We start from the raw sequence: 21892 nt of genomic DNA on the forward strand, positions 1-21892 counted from the left end.
TCAGTCCTCCGGTCCGTAGGCGCGGACGGCCACGATGTGCGCGGACCGCGCGCCGTTGGTCGCCCCGACCACGATTCTCGCCGCCGACACGGTCACCGGCTCATCGAAGGTGTGGATACGGCGACGGCGCCGGTTGTCGGAGACGGTGGCGAGGAGCTGCCAGGGGCCGTCGCCCCGGCGGCCCTCGACGCGGTAGTCGCGCAGCAGCGTGGGCAGCGTGTCGAACGGGGTTCTGTGGTGGTGCAGGTTGATCAGATCCTCGTTGACGTCGTCGTCCGTGAGCAGGTCGATACGGCTCAGGGTGACCGGTTCGGGCCAGGCCAGCTCCAGCCAGGTCTCCTCGGAGGCGCCGAGGGGTTCGGAGACCCACATGTGCGGTCCGGCGTACGGGCGGGCGTAGCCGTCGACGGCCTTGGCGGGGGCGAAGGCGTCCGTCGCTCCCGTACGCAGACAGAAGGTTCTGCGCAGCAGACCGGTGTCCGTCCATTCGCGCAGGGGCTGCGGTGTCTCGTCCTGGGGCCGCAGGGGCACGCGGGTGAAGCAGAGGACGCCGGGGGTCGGTGTGTCGGTGCGGTGGAGGGTCAGGTCGGCGTTGGCCCGTACGACGAGGAAGGCGTTGCGCGGGGTGTCGGGCGACCAGGTGAGGCGGGTGTCGATCCACTGTCCGGCGCCGGCGGTGACCGGGACGGTGACGGAGTCGACGAGCCGGCGCGGTACGTAGTTCTGGCCCAGCTCCGGGTCGTACAGCTCGACGGTCAGATCGGTGTCCCGCGCGGCGTCCACGAGCAGTTGGAGGCCGGTGAGCCCCGGGTCCACGGGCAGGACGATCCCGGCGTCGGCCGCCAGCGGCCAGCGCTCGTGCGGTGTTTCGACGGCGAGTCGGGTGAGGGTGGAGCGGGCGGTGACGGTGGCGCGCCGGGCGAGGTCGTCGGGGTCGGTGGAGGCGAGGCCGATGACGGAGGCGTCCTCGCGCAGCAGGGTGCGTTGCAGCTCACCGATGTCCAACGCGCGTGGCGTGACGCCGTGTCGGGCGCACAGGGCGGCGGCCGTCCCGGCGGCCTGGCCGATCGTGGCGCAGGTGGCCATGACGCGGGTGGAGCCGAACGCGACATGGCTGGCGGAGATGTCGCGTCCCGCGAAGAGCAGGTTGGAGGTGTTCGCCGAGTACAGGCTCCGGTAGGGGATGTGGTAGATCCCGTCCGCGTAGCGCTGTTTGGCCGCCGCCTCGGTGGCGTACATGCCCTGCGGTGGATGCAGGTCGATGGACCAGCCGCCGAAGGCGACGCGATCGTCGAACGGTGTCTGGCCGAGGATGTCGGCCTGGTTCAGCACGTAGTCGCCGACGAAGCGCCGGTATTCGCGCTTGCCGGGGACGGAGCCCACCCACTCCAGGGTCATGGTGTCGGCGTCGAAGTCGCCGGAGTTCTTGATGTGGTCCCAGATTCCGTAGATGACCGACCACAGTTCGTCGCGGATGCGCTCGTTGTCGTGCACGGTGTCGAGTTCGCCGCCGAACTCGATCCACCAGTACGCGCAGCCGTTGTCACCGGCCTTGATGATGCGGCGTTCGGGGATGGAGGTCTTGGTGATGTCCTTGGCGAAGTCCGGCGGCACGTAGCGGACGGGGTGTCCGGCGTCCTTGGTGTAGAAGAGGAGGGTGGAGCCCAGCGAGATGTCGTCGGCGGCCTCGGGGGCCCACGGCTCGCCGTACTCCTCGCGCGACTCCCGTCCGATGCGGTGGTGGGCGCCGGCGAGATGGCCGATCAGACCGTCGCCGGTGCAGTCGAGGAAGAGGTCGCTCTCGAAGCGGATCCGCCGCTCGGAGCCCATCATCCAGCCGGTGACGGCGGTCAGCTTCCGCTCGTCCGCCGGTCCGTGCGCGTCGACCTCGCGGACGTCGGTGTTGAGGTAGAGCGCGATGTTGGGCTCGGCGCGTACGGCGTCCAGGATCACGGTGTCCCAGTAGTACGGGTTGCCCTCGGCGTTGCGGTACTGGTTCTCGACGAACAGCTCGCCCATGATGCCGCCCTCGCGGGCGTGGTGGTTCTTGCCGTGTCCGGTGGCGCCGCACACCCAGACGCGTACCTCGCTGCTGGAGTTGCCGCCGAGGACGGGCCTGTTGTTGACCAGGGCGACGGTGCGCCCCAGCCGGGCCGCGGCGATGGCCGCGCAGGTCCCGGCCAGGCCGCCGCCGACCACGGTGATGTCGTAGCGCGCGGTCTCGTTTCTCATGGGCTACTTCCAGTCGGGGTTGGCGGCGAGTCCGTAGTAGACGCGCGGCGCGCCGTCGAGGCGCAGCGTGACCTTGCCGCCCGCCGCGGTGAGGGTACGTTCCTGGCCGATGCAGTTCAGCTCGCGCACGGTGCCGCTGACCGTGCCGGAGTGGGCGACGACGTCGCTCTTGGTGGTCCAGCGGTCGGTCCAGGGCTCGGGCGAGGCGTACCAGGAGTCCGTGCCGTGGTCGGCGTTGAGCACGTAGCCGTCCTTGCGGCTCCACAGGATCGACACGGGGCCTTCGGGGGTGGTGAACAGCAGGCCCTTGATGTCCGGGTCGGCGAAGGCGAGATGGCGGACGAAGCCGGCACGGTCCAGGACGCGGGCGGCGGTGGCGAAGGCGAGCAGCGAGGGCTTCGCGCTGGTGTCGCGGTTCATCAGTCCGAAGTGGTACTCGACGTTGGCCGGGTCGGCCTCCTGCGGGTGGTGGATGGTGGAGTCGTGGAGTTGGTACCAGTTGACGCCCGTGACCCCCTCGGACTTGGCGAGGGCAAGGGTGAGCAGGGTGTTCTCGGCCGCGTTGCGGTAGGTGTCGGTCCACCAGGCGTTGGGCTTGGTGGAGGCGTACGCCTCGGTGAGCCAGAGTTCCTTGTTCCCGCCGTAGGTGTCGACGACCTGGCGGGCCTTGCGGAGCGCGCCGAGGAAGTTCCAGTACGAGCCGGCGGAGCCCTGGGTCCATTCGGAGGGCGGCGGGGCGTAGTCGGGGGTGAAGTTGCCCCGGCCGGGGTGGAAGGCGAAGGCGTCGATGAGGTCCCAGCCGCCGGCGGCGTGGAAGTTCTCCGTCCAGATGTAGTCCATACCGCCGAGGCCCGCGTTCATGACCTTCATGGGCGACGCCGCGGCGGTCAGCCGGTCGGTGACCTGGCGCAGTCCGTCGCGTACGTAGACGTCGGCGCCCCGGCCCGACATCCAGGGCTGGTTGACCTCGTTGCTCACCTCGAAGTAGAGCGCCTTGGCGTCGATCGCCTTGGCGACATTGGTGTCGGCCCAGTCGGCGATCTGCTGGGGGGTGCCGCCGACGGGGATGCCGCTGAGTTCGACGTTGTGCGCGATGCCGTGCGCGTCGAGGGTGGCGGTGTCGATGCCGGGGGCACCTGCGTAGGCGATACGGATCCACTTGACGCCCAGGGTCTTGAGCAGGCCGAGTACGGCGTCCTTGCCCGGCTTGAGCAGCCAGGGGTAGTTGGCGATGCCGAACATGGACTCGGTGCCGGCGCGGTAGGTGAAGTCGGGCAGCACGGTGAGGTTGGTGCGGGCCAGTGCCTTGTCGGTGCCCGCGACGGCCTCGACCTCGGTGAAGACGATGCCCTGGGACGGGGAGGTCACGGTGAGGGCGGCGTCCCAGGCGGCGCCGGCGGCCAGGGTCTTGGAGAGTGTGCCGCCGGCGATTTTGGTGCCCGCGTAGTCGCGCGCCCACCAGGTGAGGGTGACGGCCTTCGCGGCCGTACCGCCGTTGACCACCTGTGACTTGAGGGTCATGGTCTGTCCGGCGGCCTTGTAGAGGTTGAAGGGCTGGTCGGTCCAGACCTCCACGCCCAGGGCGCGGCCGGCCGCGACGGTGCCCGCGGCGCGCGGGCGCAGGTCGCCGAGCACGAGGTCGGCCTCGGTGACGGCTGTGGTCGTGCCGGTGGCGGTGCCGGGGGCGTGGATCCAGGTGGCGTTGGTGTAGGCGGGGTTGGTGCTGTCGAGGCAGAAGAAGCCCTTGCTGTCCGGCCAGGTCTCGGTGTAGGCGCCGCCCGCGTTCGTCTCGTACGGGATACCGCCGCGCGCGTCGCGGTTCCACACGGTCAGCGCTTCGTACGACTGGGGCGCGCTCGTCCCGTACAGCGTCCTGGCGAACATGAAGCCGGAGGGTGTGAGGGTGCCGGAGCCGCCGGTCCGCCAGGTCAGCTGGGCCTTGTGCGGGGTGACGCCGAAGGTGCCGGTCACGGTGACGCCGGGGGCGCCGCTGCCGAGGGTGTAGGTGATCTCCAGGCCGGGCCGGCCGTCGGGCAGCGTGATCGCCTTCGGGGTGCCGCCGAAGGTGCGCTGCTGGCCCAGCGCACTGTCCTTGATCATGAAGTGGGTGAGCAGGACGCGGTCGGTGCCGGCGCCGTCCTGGACGAGGACGCTGCCGTCGCTCTTGCCGATGAGGGTGATGCCCTCGGCGGTGAGGGTGAGCGGGTCGGCGGCGTGGGCGGTGGTGGCGGGCAGCAGTGCGGCGCCCGTGGCGAGGGCCGTGCTCTGGAGGAATCTACGGCGGGCTACTGACATGGCGGAGCCTTTCTCTTGTCCCTGAGAGGAAGGTGCGAGGTAGGTACGGGGAAGAACCGGGGGGCCGGTCTCAGCCCTTGACGCCGGTGAAGCCGAGGCCGGCGACGATGTACTTCTGGCAGACGGCGAAGACGATGACCGGCGGCGCGACGGCCATCACCATCGCGGCGATGAGCTGGTCCTGCGGCGCCTGCGTGGCGAGTTGGGCGAGTGCGACACTGATCGGCTGCTTCTCGGGGTCCGTGAGGGCGACCAGCGGCCAGATGAAGTCCTTCCAACTGTGCATGACCGCCAGCAGGCTGATCACGGCGAGCACCGGCCGGCTCATCGGCAGCACGATCTTCGTGAGCAGTTGGCGGGTGCTGACGCCGTCGACGCGCGCCGCGTCGAAGAGTTCGCGGGGCAGGGCGTCGAAGAACTGTTTGGCGAGCAGCACCGTGAAGGCGTTGGTGCCGGCGGGCAGCCAGATCGCCCAGTAAGTGTCACCGAGGTTGAGATGGAGGAACGGCACGTCGATCACGGTCATGAAGAGGCTGACCATGTTCACCGTGTACGGGACGAACATCGTGGCCAGGATCGCCCCGTAGACGACCTTGCCGAACTTGGGCCGCAGGACGGAGAGCGCGAACCCGGCGGTGGCGGAGATGAAGAGTTGCACCGCCCATGAACCGCCCACCACCAGCAGGGTGTTCATCAGATAGTGGCCGACGCTCAGATCGGTGTAGGCGGTGGCGAAGTTGTCCAGGAGCGGCCGGTCCGGCCACAGGGCGAGCGGCCGCGTCGTCAGCTCGGTGGGCGGCGACACGGCGCCCTTGACCATCCAGTACAGCGGGCCGACGCCGATGAGCAGCAGCAGGACGAGGGTGAGCGCCTGGATGGAGCGGACGGCGGCCCGGACGCCGGGGCGCTGCCGGTCGTGGACGGAGACAAAGGTGGTGGCGGAGGTGGTGGCGGAGGTCGTGGCGGAGGTGGTGGCGGAGGTCATGACGTGCTCCAGCCGCGGGTGACCCGCAGATAGACCGCGGACAGCAGGGCGAGGGCGAGCACCATCAGGAAGGAGAGGGCGGCTGCCTGGCCGTACTCGCCGTCCTGGAAGGCGTAACGGAAGATCAGCAGCAGCACGGTGAGGGTGGCGTTCTGCGGTCCGCCCCCGGTGAAGATGTACGGCTCGGTGAAGACCTGGATGGTGCCGATGAGCTGCACCAGCAGCAACAGCCCGATGACGGGGCGCAGTTGGGGCAGCATGACATGCCAGATCCGCCGCCAAACACTGGCGCCGTCGACCTCGGCGGCCTCGTACAGCTCCGCCGGGATCCCGGCCATCGCGGCGAGGTAGATCAGCACGGCGCCGCCCATGCCGGCCCAGGTGGCTTCCAGGACGAGCGACAGCATCGCGGTGTCGGGCGATTCGAGCCAGGAGAAGGGGCCGAGGCCGATCGTGCCGAGGGCGCTGTTGAACAGGCCGCTGCCCGGGTCGTAGAACCATTTCCACAGCAGGATCGCGACGACCGGCGGGATGACGACCGGGAGATAGACGAGGAAGCGGTAGATCCCGGCACCGCGCCGCACCGTGCTGACCACGGCGGCCAGTACGAGGGGCGCGGGGAAGCCGATCACCATGGCGAGGCCCACGAAGAGCAGGGTGTTGCCCACGGCGGTGGCCAGCAGCGGATCGTCGAACAGGGCGCGGAAGTTGTCGAGGCCGACCCAGACGGCGGGGTCGACGAGATTGGTGCGCTGGAAGCCGAGCAGCAGGCTGCGCACGATCGGCCACCAGGCGAACAGCCCGAAGACGATCAGGGTGGGGACGAGGAACAGCCACGCCGTGAACTGCTTGCGGACGGCTACCGCGCGCCGGCCGGCCGGTCCGCCGTTCTTGCGGCCGGTGCGGCCGGTGCCTCGCGAGGGAGATTTTCCGGGTGAGGCGGGGGTGTGCCGGGAGGGGCTGAGCAGGCTCATGGGACAGCAGCTACTTCTGGTCCGCGGCGAGCTTGGCGTTGACGTCCTTCTCGGCGTCCGCCAGCAGGGTGTCGACGTCGGCGTCCCGCTCGGTGAGGACCGCCTGCACGACCGGATCGAGGGCGGTGTAGAGCGTCTGTGCCTGGTAGGGCGGTTCCGGCTTGAGTTCGAGCGACGACAGCCCCTCGGTGTAGGGCCGGAAGTGGTCCAGCTCCACATTCACGTACGGCTTGATCGCGGCGTCGATCGCCGTCTGCCGTTCGGCGTCGAAGACCGGCAGGGTGGGCACGCCCACCGCGGACTTGGGGTCGGCGGCGAGCGCCTTGGCCTGCCGCGCGGCGGCGTCGGTGCTGTACTGCGGTTCGGCGTAGGCGAAGGTCAGCCACTTGACGGCCGCTTCGGCGTGCTTCTTGTCGGTCGATTCGGGGACGAGGTAGATGTCGCCGCCGGTGAGTGTGGCGTCGCCGCCCGACTGCGGCATGGGTGCGGCTCCGAAGGCGCCGGTGTCCTCCATGCCGAACTGGGTGGCGGCGAGCCGGTAGGTGCCGGGGCTGCCCATGAACATCCCGATCTGGCCGGCCGCGAACTGCCGGATGACGTCGTTCTGGTTGTTGAGCAGGTTCTTGCCGAGCGAGTCGTCCTTCCAGCGCATGTCCTTGAGCAGGTTCAGCGCCTTCTTGGTCGGCTCGCCGGTGAAGTCGGCGACGTAGGTGTCGCCGTCCTGGCGCTGGAGTTCGCCACCGAAGGCGTACGACAGCATGGTGAGCTGCCAGCCGCCCTGGTTGTCCTTGGACTCGTGGACGAAGCCGGCCTTTCCGGTGCGGTCGCTGATCGCCTTGGCGGCGGTGCGTACCTCCTGCCAGGTGGTGGGCGGCTTGTCGGGATCGAGACCGGCCTTCTCGAAGAGGTCGCGGTTGTAGACGAGGCCCTGGGCGTACGGGTTCTGCGGCACGCCGTAGACCTCGCCGTCGGCATCGCTCAGCGGCTTGAGGATCTGCGGGTTGAACTCGGCGAAGTGGTCCCACTCCTGGAGCTGCCCGGTGATGGGCTGCACCTGGCCCTGCTGGATGAGCCGGGGCGGTTCGGTGAGCGGCACCCTGATGACGTCCTCGACGTTGCCGCCGGAGAGCTTGGCGGCGAACGTCAGCGGGTCGAAGACCGTGGTGGAGCCCTTGACCTCGATGCCGGGGTTGGCCTTCTCGAAGTCGGCCACCTGCTTCTTGAACAGGGCGAGGGCGGGTTTGTCGGTGGCCGGCGGCATGCCCTGGACGCGGAGCACGAGGTCGCCGCCGGAGCCGGCCTTGCTCGGGGTGACGGCGGAGCAGCCCGTGAGGGCCAGGGTCACGGCTATGCAGCCGAGCCATGCTGCGCGGCGGGAGATACGGCACATATCGACTCCAAGGGGCATGGTGGACATGGTGCGTTGGTGCGGGGGGTGCCGGACTGTCGTGGGTTCAGCGGGAGGTGGCGGACGCGGGCGCGGGGCCCGTCGAGGCGCGCGGGATCAGCCGTGAGCCGATCTCCACGGGTTCAGGTACGGGTACGGAAGCCGCGCCGCCCGCGCCGCCCGCGATCGTCTCGATGAGCAGATCGGTGGCCCGGGTGGCGACCTCCACCGGATCGATCCTGATGGTGGTGAGGCTGGGGGTGGAGACGGAGGCGAGCTGTGTGTCGTCGATACCGATGACGCTGACGTCGCCGGGGACGGACACGCCGAGGTTCGCCATCTGGTGCAGCACACCGAGGGCGACCAGGTCGTTGTGGGCGAGGACCGCCGTGGCCCCGTGCGCGGCGACGAGGGTCGCCGCGTGCACGCCGGTCTCGAACCTCGGCTCGTACGGGCCGAGTTCGACCAGGGACAGGTCCAGCGCCTCGAAGGACTCGTGGATGGACTTGCCACGGCTGAGTTCGGCGCGCGAGGCGTTGACGAACACACAGCGCCGGTGGCCGTAGGCGCGCAGATGCTCGACGGCCTGCGCGATTCCGGCCGACAGCGAGATGTGTACCTCGGCGATGCCCGGCACATGGCGGTTCACCACGACGAGCGGCATCTGTTCGGCGAGTTCGAGCAGCCGGGCCTCGGGCAGTGTGGAGGCCCAGAGGACGAGCCCGTCGACGCGCTTCGACACGGCCGCGATCGTCTCCAGCTCGTCGGCCTCGCGCTCGTCGCTGTCGGCGACCAGCACCGTGTGCCCGAGTCGTCGGGCACGGGCCTGCATCGCCTTCACGATGGGCGGGAAGAAGGGGTTGGCGATGTCCGGGATGATCAGCCCGAGGGTTCCGGTGCCGACCCCGCGCAGGCTGCGGGCCGCCGGATTGGGCGCGTAACCGAGCTTGGCCGCGGCGTCGAGGATGCGCTGACGGGTCTTCGGCTGCACCTGGTCGGGTGCGGTGAACGCGCGGGACACCGTCGAGACGGAGACGCCGGCGGCGCTCGCCACCTCCCGGATCGTGACTGGCACGGACGGCCTCCTTGAGTTCGCTTACCCCTCGCGTCTCCAGCCGTCTCGGCTGGATGCGGTGGATCCTTGCGAACGTTCCCGGACGGTGTCAAGAGTGTTGCGGCAAGGAAAATCCCCTGGAAATCCCCTGCCCGCAGGGGCCTTGCGCGAGCGCTCCGGTGCCGTTGATGATTCAGTCCCGCGATGTTGTGGAGTTTGCGGGAACGTTCTCATCGAGGAGTGACATGAAGATCACCGGCCTGGAAGTGCTGACTCTCCCCGACCACGGAGACAGCATGATGCTGGTCGCGGTCGACACCGACGAGGGCATCCACGGTCTGGGCGAAGTGGGCATCCGGTCCCGGCAGAAGGCGGTCGCCGGCGCGCTCGACCATCTCGCCGATCTGGTCGTCGGCGAGGATCCGCGGCGTATCGAGCATCTGTGGCAGGTGATGTCGCGCCGCGGCTTCTTCCCCTCGGACCGGATCGTCGGCGCCGCCATCGCCGCGGTGGACGTCGCGCTGTGGGACATCCGGGGCAAGGCGCTGGGCGTCCCGGTCCACGAACTGCTGGGCGGCCGGGTGCGGGACCACGTCCCGGCGTACACGCATGTCGGCGACGGCTACCACGACCGTGACCGGTTCCTGGACCACTGCCGCGCTCTCGTACGGGACGGCTGGCGCCATCTGCGCTTCGCCGCGCCGCACACGGCGGACGGGGTGCTCGACGCCCGGCGCTGTCTGCGGGACTCGGTCGAACTCTTCCATCAGGTACGGGACACCGTCGGCGACGAGGTGGAGCTGATCCTCGATGTGCACACCCGGCTGGATCCGCCGGAGGCGCTGACCCTGTGCCGGGAGATCGAGGCGGCCCGCCCGTACTTCGTGGAGGATCCGCTGCGCAGCGAGAACCCGGAGAGCTACCGCATGCTCCGGGCCCGTACCGGCGTACCGCTGGCGGCGGGTGAACAGTACGGCTCCAAATGGGAGTTCAGGGCTCTCATCGAGGGCGATCTGATCGATTACGCGCGGGTCGACGTAGGAGTCGCGGCCGGGCTCACCGAGGCCAGGAAGATCGCGGCCATGGCGGAGACGCACCACATCAAGCTCGCCACGCACAATCCGCTCGGCCCGGTGACCGCCGCCTCGTCGCTCCAGCTCAATCTCGCGTGCCCGAACGTGGCCGTCCAGGAGCACCAGACCGACCCGGAACCGGCGACAGCCGCCCTGTTCGTCGAACGGCCGACCGTGGTCCCCGGCCGTGTCGAACTCAGCGAGGTGCCCGGGATCGGGGTCGTCATCGACCGCGAGGAGGCGCGCAAGTACCAGGCCACGGCCGCCGAGCGGCCCCATCTGCGCACCGCGGACGGCGCGTTCACCAACTGGTAGAAGCGGAAGGTGACATGGCGGTCAGTGCTTGCGGACCGCCGCCAGCAGCGCCGGTGAGTGGTACGCCGTCGACGTACCCGCGAGCCAGGGCTCCAGGTCCGGTGCGTGCGGGCGGGCGCCGCCCAGGAGGTAGAGCACCACCAGGCTCAGACCGCCGAGCACGGCGATCCCCATGGTGACCCCCACCGCGACGTGGAATCCGTCGGCGAGCCCCTGGTCGAGCGCGAAGTGCAGCAGGACGGGACCGATCAGGAACGCCGCCTCCGAGCGCAACAGTTCGACCAGGGCGAACGTCGGACCGATCTGCGAGGCGGGGACGGAGAAGCCGGCCAGGAAGAGTCCGGGCGTCACGCCCGCGCCCGCGCCGAAGCCCAGGAAGAACGCGGCGACGGGGACGGCCACCGTCGCGCTCGACGTCGAGGCGGCCAGCAGGACGGCGGCACCGACAGCCACACTGACGGTGCCGCCCAGAGCCAGAAACGGCGTCCAGCGGGTCGACATCAGCCGGCGGAACAGCAGGCTGGCGATGAGGACGCCGAGGATCTGGGGGGTGACGAGCGCCCCGATCCGCAGCGGAGAGTAGCGCGCCTCGTCGGTGAGATAGACCTCGGTCAGCTCCAGCAGGGTGGTGAAACACGCCCCGACGAGCATCGCGTTGAGCGTGCCGACGACCGGCAGGGTGTTGCTGATGGGGCGCACCGGCATCAGCGGGCGGGCCTTGCGGTACTGGCCGCCCACCAGGAAGACACCGCAGACCAGCCCGGCGGCGACCGGCAGATAGAACTCGGGATCGCCGAACGAACCGCGCGTCAGCCACGAGACACCGAAGAACGGCAGCGCCGTGGTGCCGAGGGCGAGCGGGATCGCGGTCCAGTCGAACTTCGCGCGGCGGTCCGGCGGGGCGTTGCCCTCGAAGGTCAGCGAGCCGATGATCAGTCCGATCAGCGCGAGGGTGCCGATGCCCGCGAACAGGGGCCGCCAGCCGCCGAGGGAGCCGACGAGCCCGCCCACCAGCGGCCCGAAGGCCACCATCCCGAACAGCCCGAGACTGACGACGGCGGCGGTCGTCTGAAGCTTGCCGATGGGATGTCCGGTGATCAGCGGCGGCAGCGCGGCGACCAGCAGCATGCCGGTGAACAGGCCCTGGAGCACCACCCCGGCGGCGAACATGCCGATGTTCTGCGCGCTGAGCGCCAGTACCGAACTCAGCACGAATCCGCTCTCGCAGACGAGATAGACCCGGCGCCGTGCCACCCGCTGGACGAGATCGGCGCACAGGACGGCACCGAAGGCGTACGCCGCGTTCGACATGCCGCTGGTGAGCTGGAGTTCGTACGCGGTGGCCCCGATGCCCCGCATGATCTGCGGCTCCGCCAGGAGCGTGGCGGTGGTGAGGATCAGATACGGGCTCAGCGCGAGCAGCGCCAGAGCGACGGCGGCCGGATAGCTTCCGGCCAGCGGAAGGCGGGTGAACAGATGGGTCAGAGATGAGCTGGACCGCAAGAACTTCTCCGGGGCCGACGTGGGGGGACGGGCGGAGCCCGGGTGGGGACGGGCCCGCGAACCGGCTCAGCGTACGGTCGTACGCCCCCCGCCTCGCCCTGACACGCCCGCGCCGCCCCCGCGCTCCCCCGCACGCCCACTCCCACCCCCACGCCCACTCCCCCGACCCGGCCGTGTCGGCGTCGGCCGGGCCCCGCTTCCCCCGCTGCCGCCCTACTGGGCGCGTTCGGTGATGGTGATCTTCCCGGCCCTGATGGTGGCGAGGCGGGTCGCGCGGCGGGCGATGGAGCTGTCGTGGGTGACCATCACGAAGGTCAGCCCGTGCTCCTTCCAGAGCCCTTCGAGCAGGTCCATGATCTCGTCGCGCATGGACTCGTCGAGATTGCCGGTGGGTTCGTCGGCCAGCAGCACCTTCGGCCGTTTGACGAGAGCCCGCGCGATGGCGACGCGCTGCTGCTGCCCGCCGGACATCTCGGAGGGCACATGGTTGAGGCGTTCCCCCAGCCCGACGGAGCGCAGGGCCTCGGCGGCGCGGTCGCGGCGCTCCTTGGCCTTGGTGCCGAGCGGTACGAGCGCCGTCTCGACGTTCTCCTGCGCGGACAGGGTGGGGATGAGGTTGAAGCTCTGGAAGACGAAGCCGATGGACCGGCCGCGTACGGCGGTGAGCTTCGCCTCGCCGAGACTGGCGAGGTCGGTGCCGTCGAGCTTGACGCTGCCGGCGGTGGGCCGGTCGAGGCCGCCGAGCATCTGGAGCAGGGTGGACTTGCCGCCGCCGGTGGGGCCCTTGATGACGAGCCGGTCGCCCTCGCCGATGGTCAGATCGACCCCGGCGAGCGCGTGGACGGTGTCCTTGCCTCTGCGGTACTGCTTGGTGACGCCGCTGAGTTCATACATGGTGGGACTCCTGGGCTGCTGCTGCGATGAGTACGGGGTGGTTCACGGGGCGCGCCACGCGTGGTCGACGCGGTGGTCCACGGCGGCGCGCCCCCGGGCGCTACTCGACCCGGCGCAGCGCGTCGGCCGGACGCAGGCGGGAGGCGCGCCAGCCGCCGAAGGCGCCGGCGATCAGGCCGCCCGTCACCGCGAGGCCGACCGCCAGGGCGATCGTGGCGGCGGAGATGGGCGCGGTGAGCGCGATCTCGATGGCCTTGTCGGCCGTCTGCCCGCCGCCACCGGCCATCCGGGCCATACCGCCGCCACCGCCGCCACCGCCGGGGCCACTGGCCGCAGCGCCGAGTTGGGCGGTCAGGGAGGGGCTGACCGCGGTCAGTACGTAGGCGCCGGCCACGCCGACGGCGATACCGAGCGCGCCGCCGACCAGACCGTTGACCATCGCCTCACCGACGACCTGCCGGGTGACGCGCCCGCTTTTCCAGCCGAGGGCCTTGAGCGTGCCGAACTCCTGGACGCGGCGGCTGACGGCCGACACGGTGAGCAGTCCCGCGACGACGAACGCGGCGATGAGGACGGCGATGGACAGCCACTTGCCGACGTTGGTGGCGAGGTCGGACGCCGTGGACAGGGAGCCGGAGACCGTGTCGGCGAGGTCGGCGGAGGTGGTGACGGTGGTGCCCGAGATGTTCTTCTGGATGTCCGACTTGACGGCGTCGATCTGCTGCGAGTCGTCGGCCTGGACGTAGACCGTGGTGACCTTGTCCTTGGAGTCGGACAGGGTCTGCGCCTGCTTCAGCGGTACGTAGAGATTGGCCGCCGCGTCGCCGCTGTCGGCGGTGGCGATGCCGACGACCTCGAACTTCGTTCCCTTGATGGTGACTTCGTCGCCGACCTCGTACTTCTTCTCCTTCGCGTAGGCGGAGTCGGCGATGACCACCTTGGCGTCGGTCTCGGTGGTCTTGAACGTGCGTCCGTCGGTGATCTTGGATGAGGTCAGCGGGCCGAGGTCCTGCTGGGCGGTGTCGGTGCCGTACACCGTGTAGGAGTTGACGTCGAACTCGGCGCCGCCGCCGCGTACTTCACCCTCCGGGGCACCGCCGCCACCGCCACCGCCGCCGCCACCGCCGGTCGCGCCGCCCTCCTTCGGCTCGAACTGGCCGGGCTTGAACTCCCCGTCGACCTTGACGACCGACAGGCTGAGTCCGCCCGCGGCGTTCGCCACACCGGACTGGTCGGCGACCTTGTCGACGGTGCTGGAGGCGAGGGTCTCGAAACCCTGCGGCATGACGATGTCGCTGCTCTGCGCCTCGTCACCGTCCTCCGCGTCGAAGTTGAAGCGGGGCCGTTCCCGGCCCCCCTCGTCAGCGGGCGGGGCGGCCTTGGTGACGGTCATGTCCGTGCCGAGCCCGTACAGCGACTCCAGGACCTTCCCCTGGGCCTGTTGCATGCCCGAGGAGACGGAGTTGACGACAATGACCAGCGCGATACCGAGTGCGAGCCCCGAGGCGACGACGAGCGCCGCCTTGCGGCGGCGGCGCAGTTCGCGCCGGAGGTAGGTGAAGAACATGGCGTGAAAATATGCACGGCGCGTGATGACAGCGTATGAGCAAGATAAGAGAAGGATGAGAAGGCGTCAGCACAGCGAAAGGAAGAGTCAGGGATGTCGCGTTACCACGAGATCAAGCACCGGGTCGTCACCACGTTCCAGCGGCACATCGTCAATCCGCTGTCGACCCGGATGCCGGGGCAGATCCTGCTGGAGACCACGGGCCGTACCTCCAAACTGCCCCGGCGGACGCCGGTCGGCGGGAGTCTGGTCGGCAGCGAGTTCTGGCTGGTGTCGGAGTACGGCGACACGTCGCACTACGTACGGAACATCCTGGCCGACCCGAAGGTCCGGGTCCGCGTCAAGGGCACCTGGCACTCCGGGACGGCCCACCCGATGCCGCAGGACGACGCCCGCGCGCGGCTGAAGACCCTGCCGGCCGGCAACAGCGCGATGGTCCGTTTGATGGGCACGAACCTGCTGACGGTGCGGGTGGATCTGGCCGACTGACATGGCGGAACACGTTCACGCGGGCTCCACCATGAACAGCGCGGCGCGGACGAGGGCGGGCGAGTCTGCGCCGTCACCGTCCCAGCCGCGTACCCGGATGGTGGCGCTCTCGCCGGGCAGCAGCGTCAGCGGGCCCTGGTCGGCGACGGCCGTGGGCGCGAGCCGGTCGGCCTGGAGCAGCAGGTCGCGCAGGAGCGTCCCGGCGGTGACGACGACGTCCACCGCACCGTCACGGCGCACGGTCCGCACCTCGTAGCGCGGGGCCGGAAAGGCGAACTCCCGGTCGCGTACGGGAAAGTGCAGCGCCCGCAGCTCTCCCGCGTCGGCGACCAGGAACTCGTCCGCGGAACCGGCGTCGGGCACGGCCGGCAGCAGTTCGTCGGGCACGGCCGCGAGCGCGACCGAGCGTGCTCCGGCGCGCGCGGTCACCGTCGTCTCGGCGAGGGTCCGGCCGTCGGCGGCCATACGGCGCAGCCGTACGTCCGCCTCCCAGGGCGTCGCGGACTGGTTGTCGGCGACCAGGGTGGGACTACCGTCGCGTGTCCGGACGGAGAGCAGCCGGTCCGCGTACACCCGGCGCAGCGCGAAGTAGAGCGGCTTGAGGCGTCCGTCGCCGTCGACGGCGGCCCAGGAGGTCACCGGCCAGCAGTCGTTGAGCTGCCACAGGACGGTGCCCGCGCACACCGGCCAGTGGGAGCGCCAGTGTTCGATGCCGGTGGCGATGGCGCGTGCCTGGTTGAGCTGGGTGAGGTAGTGCCAGCGGTCGAAGCCGGCCGGCCCGGCGTCGGGCAGGGCGAAGTGGTGGGCGAGGCCGCGCTCCAGTTTGCCGTTGCCGTCGTACGCCTTCTGGTGGTGGAGCATGCCGGGCGACGTGGCGGACAGCTCCTCTCCCGGCAGCGCGCGCCGCAGCGTGGCGTGGGCGGGCGGTGCCTGCCAGCCGAACTCGGCGACGAAGCGGGGGACGGTGTCGAGGTAGTGCGTGTAGTCGTCGCGGTTCCACACGTCCCAGGAGTGCGCGGTGCCGTGCGCGGGGTCGTTGGGGTGCTGGTCCCAACTGCCCGACCAGGGGCTGCCCGCCCAGTAGGGCCGGGTGGGGTCGGTCTCGGCGACGACGCGCGGCAGCAGGCCCAGGTAGTAGCCCTCGCCCCAGGAGTCGCCGTCGAGCGCGGGCTCCCAGCCCCAGTCTCGGAAGCCCCACAGGTTCTCGTTGTTGCCGTTCCACAGGACGAGGGAGGCGTGCGGCATGAGGCGGGTGACGTTCTCGCGGGCCTCGGCCTCGATCTCGGAGCGCAGCGGCTGCTCCTCGGGATAGGCGGCGCAGGCGAAGAGGAAGTCCTGCCAGACCATGAGGCCGAGTTCGTCGCAGATGTCGTAGAAGTCGTCGCTCTCGTAGAGGCCGCCGCCCCAGACCCGTACGAGATTGACGCCCGCGTCGGCGGCCTGGGTGAGGCGGGTGCGGTAGCGGTCGGGGGTGATACGGGAGGGGAAGACGTCGTCGGGGATCCAGTTGACGCCGCGCGCGAAGACCGGCTCGGCGTTGACCTCCAGGGTGAACGCGGTGCCGTGCGCGTCGGCGCCGGTGTCGAGGGTGACGGTACGGAATCCGAGCCGGCGCCGCCACCGGTCGAGGACCGCGCCGGCGGCGTCCAGCAGCTCCAACTCGGCTTCGTACAGGGGCTGTTCGCCGTAGCCTCGGGGCCACCACAGGGCGGCGTCGGGGACCTCGACGGTGAGGGTGGTGCGCTCGGTGTCGAAGTCGACGGACGCGGTGTGGTCGCCGACGCGGGCGCGGGCGGTGAGGACCCCTCCCGTGGTGCGCTCGACGTCGACGCGCAGCTCGGCGCGGCCGGTCGATCCGTCGGCGTCGACGGTCACGAGCGGGCGGACGGTGGCGAGCCGGGCCGTGGACCAGTGCTCCAGCCGGACGGCCTTCCACATACCGGCGGTGACGAGGGTCGGGCCCCAGTCCCAGCCGAACGAGCAGGCCATCTTGCGGATGTACTGGAACGGCTCGGGGTAGGCGTTGGGCCGCTCCCCCACCAGCGCGCGTACGGCCTCGGCCTCCGTATAGGCGGAGGTGAACTCCACGCGCAGCGGCGTACCGGCGGCCGGGTCCAGTCGGTCCGTGACGTCGAAGCGGTAACTCCGGTGCATGTTGCGGGTGTTGCCGACGCGTTCGCCGCCCACGCTGATCGCGGCGACGGTGTCGAGTCCGTCGAAGACGAGGTCGGTGCGCTCGTGCGCGGTGTCGCGGGCGCCGAGCACGGTGTCGTAACGCCAGTCGGTACGGCCCACCCAGGCCACCGCCGTCTCGTTCCGGGACAGGAACGGGTCCTCGATGACCCCGGCGGCGAGCAGATCGGTGTGGACACAGCCGGGGACCGTCGCCGGTATGTCGGTCCGCTCGTGGCGCAGCGTCCAGCCCTCGGTCAGGGGGGTGACGTCCTTCATGCGGATGCTCCGATCTCGAACGGCGTACCGCTGGGCGCCGGGCCTGTCGGCCCATGGACCGGTCAAGCATATTTCCGCGGGACGCACCGCCGTTCAGCGCACCATCGCGATGCCGTCCAGCTCCACCAGCGCGCTCTCGTCCCAGAGTCTGACCGCGCCGATCAGCGCCATCGCCGGGTACTCGCGGCCCGCGAGGCGCTTCCAGACCCGGCCCAGTTCGGCGGCGTGCGCGCGGTAGTCCGCGACGTCGGTGGCGTAGATCGTGACGCGCGCGAGGTCGGCCGGGGTGCCGCCCGTCGCGGCCAGCGCGGTGAGGAGATTGCCGAGGGCCGTCTCGAACTGCTCGACCAGGGTCTCCCCCACCACCGCGCCCGTCGGGTCGAGCGCGGTCTGGCCGGCCAGGAAGACCAGCCGGCCGTCCGTCGCGCTCACACTGACCGCGTGGGAGAAGCCGCTGGGCGGGGCGAGTTCGGCGGGGTTGGTCCGCTCCAGGCTCATCCGTACAACTCCTTGGCGATGATGGTGCGTTGGACCTCGGTGGCGCCTTCGTAGATGCGCGGCGCGCGGACCTCCCGGTAGAGGTGTTCCAGCAGGTGACCGCGTTGCAGGGCGCGGGCACCGTGCAGTTGGACGGCGGCGTCGACCACGTACTGCGCGGTCTCCGTCGCGAACAGCTTCGCCATCGCGGAGCGGCGCGGCACGTCCGGCGCGCCCCGGTCGTACGCCTCGGCCGCCGCGTACACCAGCAGCCGGGCCGCCTCCGTACGCGTCGCCATCTCGGCCACCTGGTGCGCGACGGACTGGAGGTCCTTGAGCGGGCCGCCGAACGCGGTGCGGGCGGCGGTGTGGGTGAGTGTCGCTTCGAGGGCGGCGCCCGCCATGCCCACGGCGAAGGCGCCGACGCTCGGGCGGAAGAGGTTGAGGGTGTTCATGGCGACGCGGAAGCCCTGGTCCACCTCGCCGAGGACGTCGGCGGTGCTCACGCGTACGGAGTCGAAGGCCAGGGCGCCGATGGGGTGCGGGGACAGCATCTCGATCGGTGAGCCGGTGAGTCCGGGCCGGTCGGCGGGGACGAGGAACGCGGTGACGCCGCGCGCGCCGGCGCCGGGGGTCGTACGGGCGAAGACGGTGTAGAAGTCGGCCTCGGGCGCGTTGGAGATCCAGCGCTTCTCGCCGGTGAGCAGCCAGCCGGGGCCGTCCGCTCCGTTGTCCGCGCCCTTTTCCGGTACGGCGCCGAGCGCGAGCGCCGCCGCGTCGGATCCGGCGCCCGGCTCGCTCAGCGCGAAGGCGGCCACGGCGCGGCCCGCCGCCACCTCGGGCAGCCAGCGCGCCCGTTGCTCCTCCGAACCGGCCTGGACGACCGGGTAGCTTCCGAGCCCCTGGAGGGCGAGCGCGGTCTCGGCCTCCGTACAGCCGTGGGCCAGGGACTCGCGCAGCAGACACAGATCGAGCGCCCCCGCGCCGAGCATGCGGTCGAGCAGCCCCAGCTCGCCGAGGGCGGCGACGAGCGGGCGGTTGATCCGGCCCGGCTCGCCTTTCCCGGCGAGGGGGCGCAGTTGGTTGACGGCGACGACGCGCAGCTCGTCGCACCAGGACTTTTGTGCCGGATCGAGCGAGAATACGGGCATTGGGGGCCTTTACTTGATCGCACCTGTCACGTCTATCGCGGACTGTTGACTGTCGTCACCTACACGATACGCTCGATGCACAAGGCCACCAAGCCACCCCACGAGGGGGCGAACGATGGAGCTGACACCGGCGGTTCTCACACCCTCGGCGCACCGCGACACTTTTCCGCGCGACCATCTGCCGCCGGCCGAGCAGTGGCCGGAGCTGGTCTTCGACCCGCCCGGACTGCGCGGACCCGACCGGCTCAACTGCGCCGCCGAACTGCTCGACCGCACGGTGGACCGCCTCGGCGCCGACCGCCCCGTCTTCCACCTCCCGTCGGGCGAGAGCTGGTCCTACGGACAACTGCGCACCCACGTGGACCGGATCGCGCACGTCCTGACCTCCGAGATGGGCGTGGTGCCGGGCAACCGGGTCCTGCTGCGCGGACCGACCACGCCCTGGCTGGCCGCGTGCTGGCTCGCCGTACTGAAGGCGGGCGCGGTGGCGGTGACGGTGCTCGCGCAGCAGCGGGCGCGCGAGCTGGCCACGATGTGCGAGATCGCGCGGGTCAGCCACGCGCTGTGTGACATCAGATCGGTGGACGACCTGGTGAAGGCCCAGGTGCCGGGGCTGCGCGTCGTGACGTACGGAGGGGACGCGCCGGACGATCTGCTGCGGCGGGCGCAGGGGATGCCGAAGCGGTACGAGGCGGTGGAGACGGCGGCCGACGACGTCGCGCTCATCGCGTTCACGTCGGGGACCACGGGGCGGCCCAAAGGGTGCATGCACTTCCACCGCGATGTGCTCGCCATCGCCGACACGTTCTCGCGCCACGTGCTGCGCCCGGAGCCCGACGACGTGTTCGCCGGCAGCCCGCCGCTCGGTTTCACCTTCGGGCTCGGCGGTCTGGTGATCTTCCCGATGCGGGTGGGCGCGTCGACGCTGCTGCTCGAACAGGCGGGCCCCAGGCAGTTGTTGGCGGCCGTGGCCGAGCGCGGGGTGTCGGTGCTGTTCACGGCGCCGACCGCGTACCGGGTGATGCTCAACGAGCTGAACGCGACCGGCGGGACCGCGTACGACATCTCCGGTCTGCGCCGCTGTGTGTCGGCCGGGGAGAATCTGCCGGCCGCCACCTGGCAGGACTGGTACGAGCGGACCGGTGTCCGCGTCATCAACGGCATCGGCGCGACGGAACTGCTGCACATCTTCATCTCGGCGGCCGACGAGGCGGCCCGGCCCGGCACGACGGGTGTGCCGGTGCCCGGCTGGCAGGCGCGCGTGGTGGACGGGTCCGGCGATCCGCTGCCCGACGGGGAGCCGGGGCTGCTGGCCGTACGCGGCCCGGTGGGCTGCCGCTATCTCCGCGATCCGCGCCAGTCGGTCTACGTACACGACGGCTGGAATCTCACCGGCGACACCTATGTGCGGGAGCCGGACGGCTACTTCCGCTATGTCGCACGCGCGGACGACATGATCATCTCGGCGGGGTACAACATCGCGGGGCCGCAGGTCGAGGAGGCACTGCTGGCGCATCCGGATGTGACGGAGGCGGCGGTCGTGGGGCACCCCGACGAGTTGCGGGGCCAGATCGTGGCGGCGTACGTCGTCCTGCGGGCGGGGGTGCGGCCAGACGAGGGGACGAGGGAGCTGCTGCGCGCCTTCGTCACGTCGCAACTGGTGCCGTACAAATGCCCGCGCGTCTTCGAGTTCCTGGACGCGCTCCCCCGCACCCCGACGGGCAAACTCCAGCGATTCCGCCTGCGGCCGGAGGTCTGAGCACCGCACAGGGGGGCGCCTCGTCGCGGCCTTGATGTGGGCCCTGACGACGCTGACATCCCGGAACTGCGCGTCCATCAGGCCACGTTGAACGGGCAGCCGGTCCGCGCGCTGTTCACCGTCGACGTGGCCTCGGACCAGGGACTGGACTGTGCCGCGTGCTTCCTCGGCACCGTCCCCTCCGCGCGTGGGCGTGGCATCGCCCCCCGGGTTCTCACAGCGGCCCTTCTCCAGGCGCGGTCTCGCGGTTGCGAGGCGTGCTCCGCCCACGCGTCGGTCATGGGCGCTCCGCTGTGGGCGCGGCTGGGCTTCGAAACGGTGTTTCACTTCGACCGGTACGCGCCGTCGCAGACGTAGACCTCACGCGAGGTGCCCCGTACCGGCCGCCATGCGCGGACGGCGCCATGCCGAGGACAGGCTCTAGAGTGATCACGTGGCCGAGCAGCACACCCCGCGATCTCTGATCGTCACCCTCTACGGCGCGTACGGCCGGACACCGGACGGCGCGCCGCTCGCCGTGGCCGAGCTGGTCCGGCTGCTCGGCGCGCTCGGGGTCGACGCGCCGTCCGTACGCTCGTCGGTGTCCCGGCTCAAGCGCCGGGGGCTGCTGATCGCCGAGCGCACGCCGGAGGGCGCCGCCGGCTACGCGCTCTCCGCCGACGCCCGGCAACTGCTGGACGACGGCGACCGGCGCATCTACGACCGGCCCGCGCCCCGGCTGTCGGACGGCTGGGTGCTCGCGGTGTTCTCCGTCCCCGAGGCCGAGCGGCACAAGCGCCATCTGCTGCGCTCACGGCTGGCCCGGCTGGGCTTCGGTACCGCCGCGCCGGGGGTATGGATCGCGCCCGGCCATCTGCGCGAGGAGACGCGGCACGCGCTGGAGCGGCTGCGGCTCGACCCGTACGTCGACCTGTTCCGCGGCGAGCACCTGGGCTTCGCGGCGACGGCGGAGGCGGTGGGGCGGTGGTGGGACCTGGGCGAGATCGCCGCGCTGCACGAGGAGTTCCTTCAGGCGCACGAACCGGTACTGCGCTGGTGGGAGACCCGCGGACCGGCCGCCGCCTCGCCCGAGGACGCCTACCGGGACTATCTGCTGGCACTCGACTCCTGGCGCCAACTGCCCTACGCCGACCCGGGGTTGCCGGTGGAGCTGCTGCCGGCCGACTGGCCGGGCGGGCGCTCGGCGGCGGTCTTCACGGCGCTGCACAGCCAACTGCGCGACGCGGGGGCGGAGTTCGTACGCCCGGCCTGAAATCAGGTGACGGGCCGGGACGTGCGCGGTCATC

The 21892-nt window shown here is 70.8% G+C and carries 17 protein-coding genes; 5 read left to right on the plus strand and 12 right to left on the minus strand.

Annotation, left to right across the window (positions count from 1 at the left end; translation table 11 throughout):
• From OG329_RS07785 to OG329_RS07810, 6 genes are all read right to left on the minus strand, one after another.
• Positions 1–2232 carry an FAD-dependent oxidoreductase gene (locus tag OG329_RS07785; protein WP_405793613.1) on the minus strand — a complete coding sequence of 744 codons (2232 nt, stop codon included), beginning with the start codon at positions 2230–2232 and terminating at the stop codon, positions 1–3.
• Positions 2233–2235: 3 nt separating this feature from the next.
• A complete protein-coding gene (locus OG329_RS07790) occupies positions 2236–4527 on the minus strand; it encodes a hypothetical protein (protein WP_405793614.1) in 2292 nt (763 codons plus the stop codon).
• A 70-nt stretch (positions 4528–4597) separates the two neighbouring features.
• On the minus strand, positions 4598–5512 hold the full coding sequence (locus tag OG329_RS07795) for a carbohydrate ABC transporter permease (RefSeq protein ID WP_405793616.1): 915 nt from the start codon (positions 5510–5512) through the stop codon (positions 4598–4600).
• A complete protein-coding gene (locus OG329_RS07800; RefSeq protein ID WP_405793617.1) occupies positions 5509–6486 on the minus strand; it encodes a carbohydrate ABC transporter permease in 978 nt (325 codons plus the stop codon). Before OG329_RS07800 ends, OG329_RS07795 begins: the two co-directional genes overlap by 4 nt.
• A 10-nt stretch (positions 6487–6496) precedes the next feature.
• A complete protein-coding gene (locus OG329_RS07805) occupies positions 6497–7894 on the minus strand; it encodes an ABC transporter substrate-binding protein (RefSeq protein ID WP_405793619.1) in 1398 nt (465 codons plus the stop codon).
• A 46-nt stretch (positions 7895–7940) separates the two neighbouring features.
• A complete protein-coding gene (locus OG329_RS07810; RefSeq protein WP_405793621.1) occupies positions 7941–8948 on the minus strand; it encodes a LacI family DNA-binding transcriptional regulator in 1008 nt (335 codons plus the stop codon).
• 224 nt (positions 8949–9172) lie between these two features.
• Between OG329_RS07810 and OG329_RS07815 the strand changes: the two genes are divergently transcribed.
• Complete coding sequence (locus OG329_RS07815; protein WP_405793622.1) at positions 9173–10315, plus strand: mandelate racemase/muconate lactonizing enzyme family protein; 1143 nt, start codon at positions 9173–9175, stop codon at positions 10313–10315.
• 21 nt (positions 10316–10336) lie between these two features.
• On the opposite strand, the gene OG329_RS07820 is transcribed toward OG329_RS07815, so the two are convergent.
• From OG329_RS07820 to OG329_RS07830, 3 genes are all read right to left on the minus strand, one after another.
• Positions 10337–11818 (minus strand): MFS transporter, encoded by a 1482-nt coding sequence (locus OG329_RS07820; RefSeq protein ID WP_405793623.1) that lies wholly within the window; start codon positions 11816–11818, stop codon positions 10337–10339.
• A 213-nt stretch (positions 11819–12031) separates the two neighbouring features.
• Entirely contained in the window at positions 12032–12712 is a 681-nt protein-coding gene (locus OG329_RS07825) for an ABC transporter ATP-binding protein (RefSeq protein ID WP_405793624.1), read from the minus strand.
• 100 nt (positions 12713–12812) lie between these two features.
• Positions 12813–14279 carry an ABC transporter permease gene (locus tag OG329_RS07830; RefSeq protein ID WP_405793626.1) on the minus strand — a complete coding sequence of 489 codons (1467 nt, stop codon included), beginning with the start codon at positions 14277–14279 and terminating at the stop codon, positions 12813–12815.
• 93 nt (positions 14280–14372) lie between these two features.
• On the opposite strand from OG329_RS07830, the gene OG329_RS07835 reads away from it, so the two are divergent.
• The gene (locus OG329_RS07835) at positions 14373–14768 is read left to right on the plus strand and encodes a nitroreductase/quinone reductase family protein (protein WP_405793628.1); all 396 of its coding nucleotides are present in this window, start codon (positions 14373–14375) and stop codon (positions 14766–14768) included.
• A 15-nt stretch (positions 14769–14783) separates the two neighbouring features.
• Here the strand turns inward: OG329_RS07835 and OG329_RS07840 are convergent, their stop codons facing one another.
• From OG329_RS07840 to OG329_RS07850, 3 genes are all read right to left on the minus strand, one after another.
• On the minus strand, positions 14784–17219 hold the full coding sequence (locus OG329_RS07840; RefSeq protein WP_405793630.1) for a glycoside hydrolase family 2 protein: 2436 nt from the start codon (positions 17217–17219) through the stop codon (positions 14784–14786).
• Between the two features lie 93 nt (positions 17220–17312).
• Positions 17313–17717, minus strand: a complete 405-nt coding sequence (locus OG329_RS07845) for a RidA family protein (RefSeq protein WP_405793632.1) — start codon at positions 17715–17717, stop codon at positions 17313–17315.
• Positions 17714–18847 (minus strand): acyl-CoA dehydrogenase family protein, encoded by a 1134-nt coding sequence (locus OG329_RS07850; RefSeq protein ID WP_405793634.1) that lies wholly within the window; start codon positions 18845–18847, stop codon positions 17714–17716. The genes OG329_RS07845 and OG329_RS07850 overlap by 4 nt, the downstream gene beginning before the upstream one ends.
• Positions 18848–18962: 115 nt before the next feature.
• Here OG329_RS07850 and OG329_RS07855 point away from each other — a divergent pair, with 115 nt between their 5' ends.
• The 3 genes from OG329_RS07855 (at position 18963) to OG329_RS07865 (ending at position 21858) form a co-directional block, all read left to right on the plus strand.
• A complete protein-coding gene (locus OG329_RS07855) occupies positions 18963–20606 on the plus strand; it encodes an AMP-binding protein (protein WP_405793636.1) in 1644 nt (547 codons plus the stop codon).
• 126 nt (positions 20607–20732) lie between these two features.
• On the plus strand, positions 20733–20963 hold the full coding sequence (locus OG329_RS07860; protein ID WP_405801699.1) for a GNAT family N-acetyltransferase: 231 nt from the start codon (positions 20733–20735) through the stop codon (positions 20961–20963).
• A 76-nt stretch (positions 20964–21039) separates the two neighbouring features.
• Positions 21040–21858 carry a PaaX family transcriptional regulator C-terminal domain-containing protein gene (locus tag OG329_RS07865; protein WP_405793638.1) on the plus strand — a complete coding sequence of 273 codons (819 nt, stop codon included), beginning with the start codon at positions 21040–21042 and terminating at the stop codon, positions 21856–21858.
• Positions 21859–21892: the final 34 nt, after the last annotated feature.

The organism is Streptomyces sp. NBC_01506, assembly GCF_045040295.1.
Classification (GTDB): domain Bacteria; phylum Actinomycetota; class Actinomycetes; order Streptomycetales; family Streptomycetaceae; genus Streptomyces.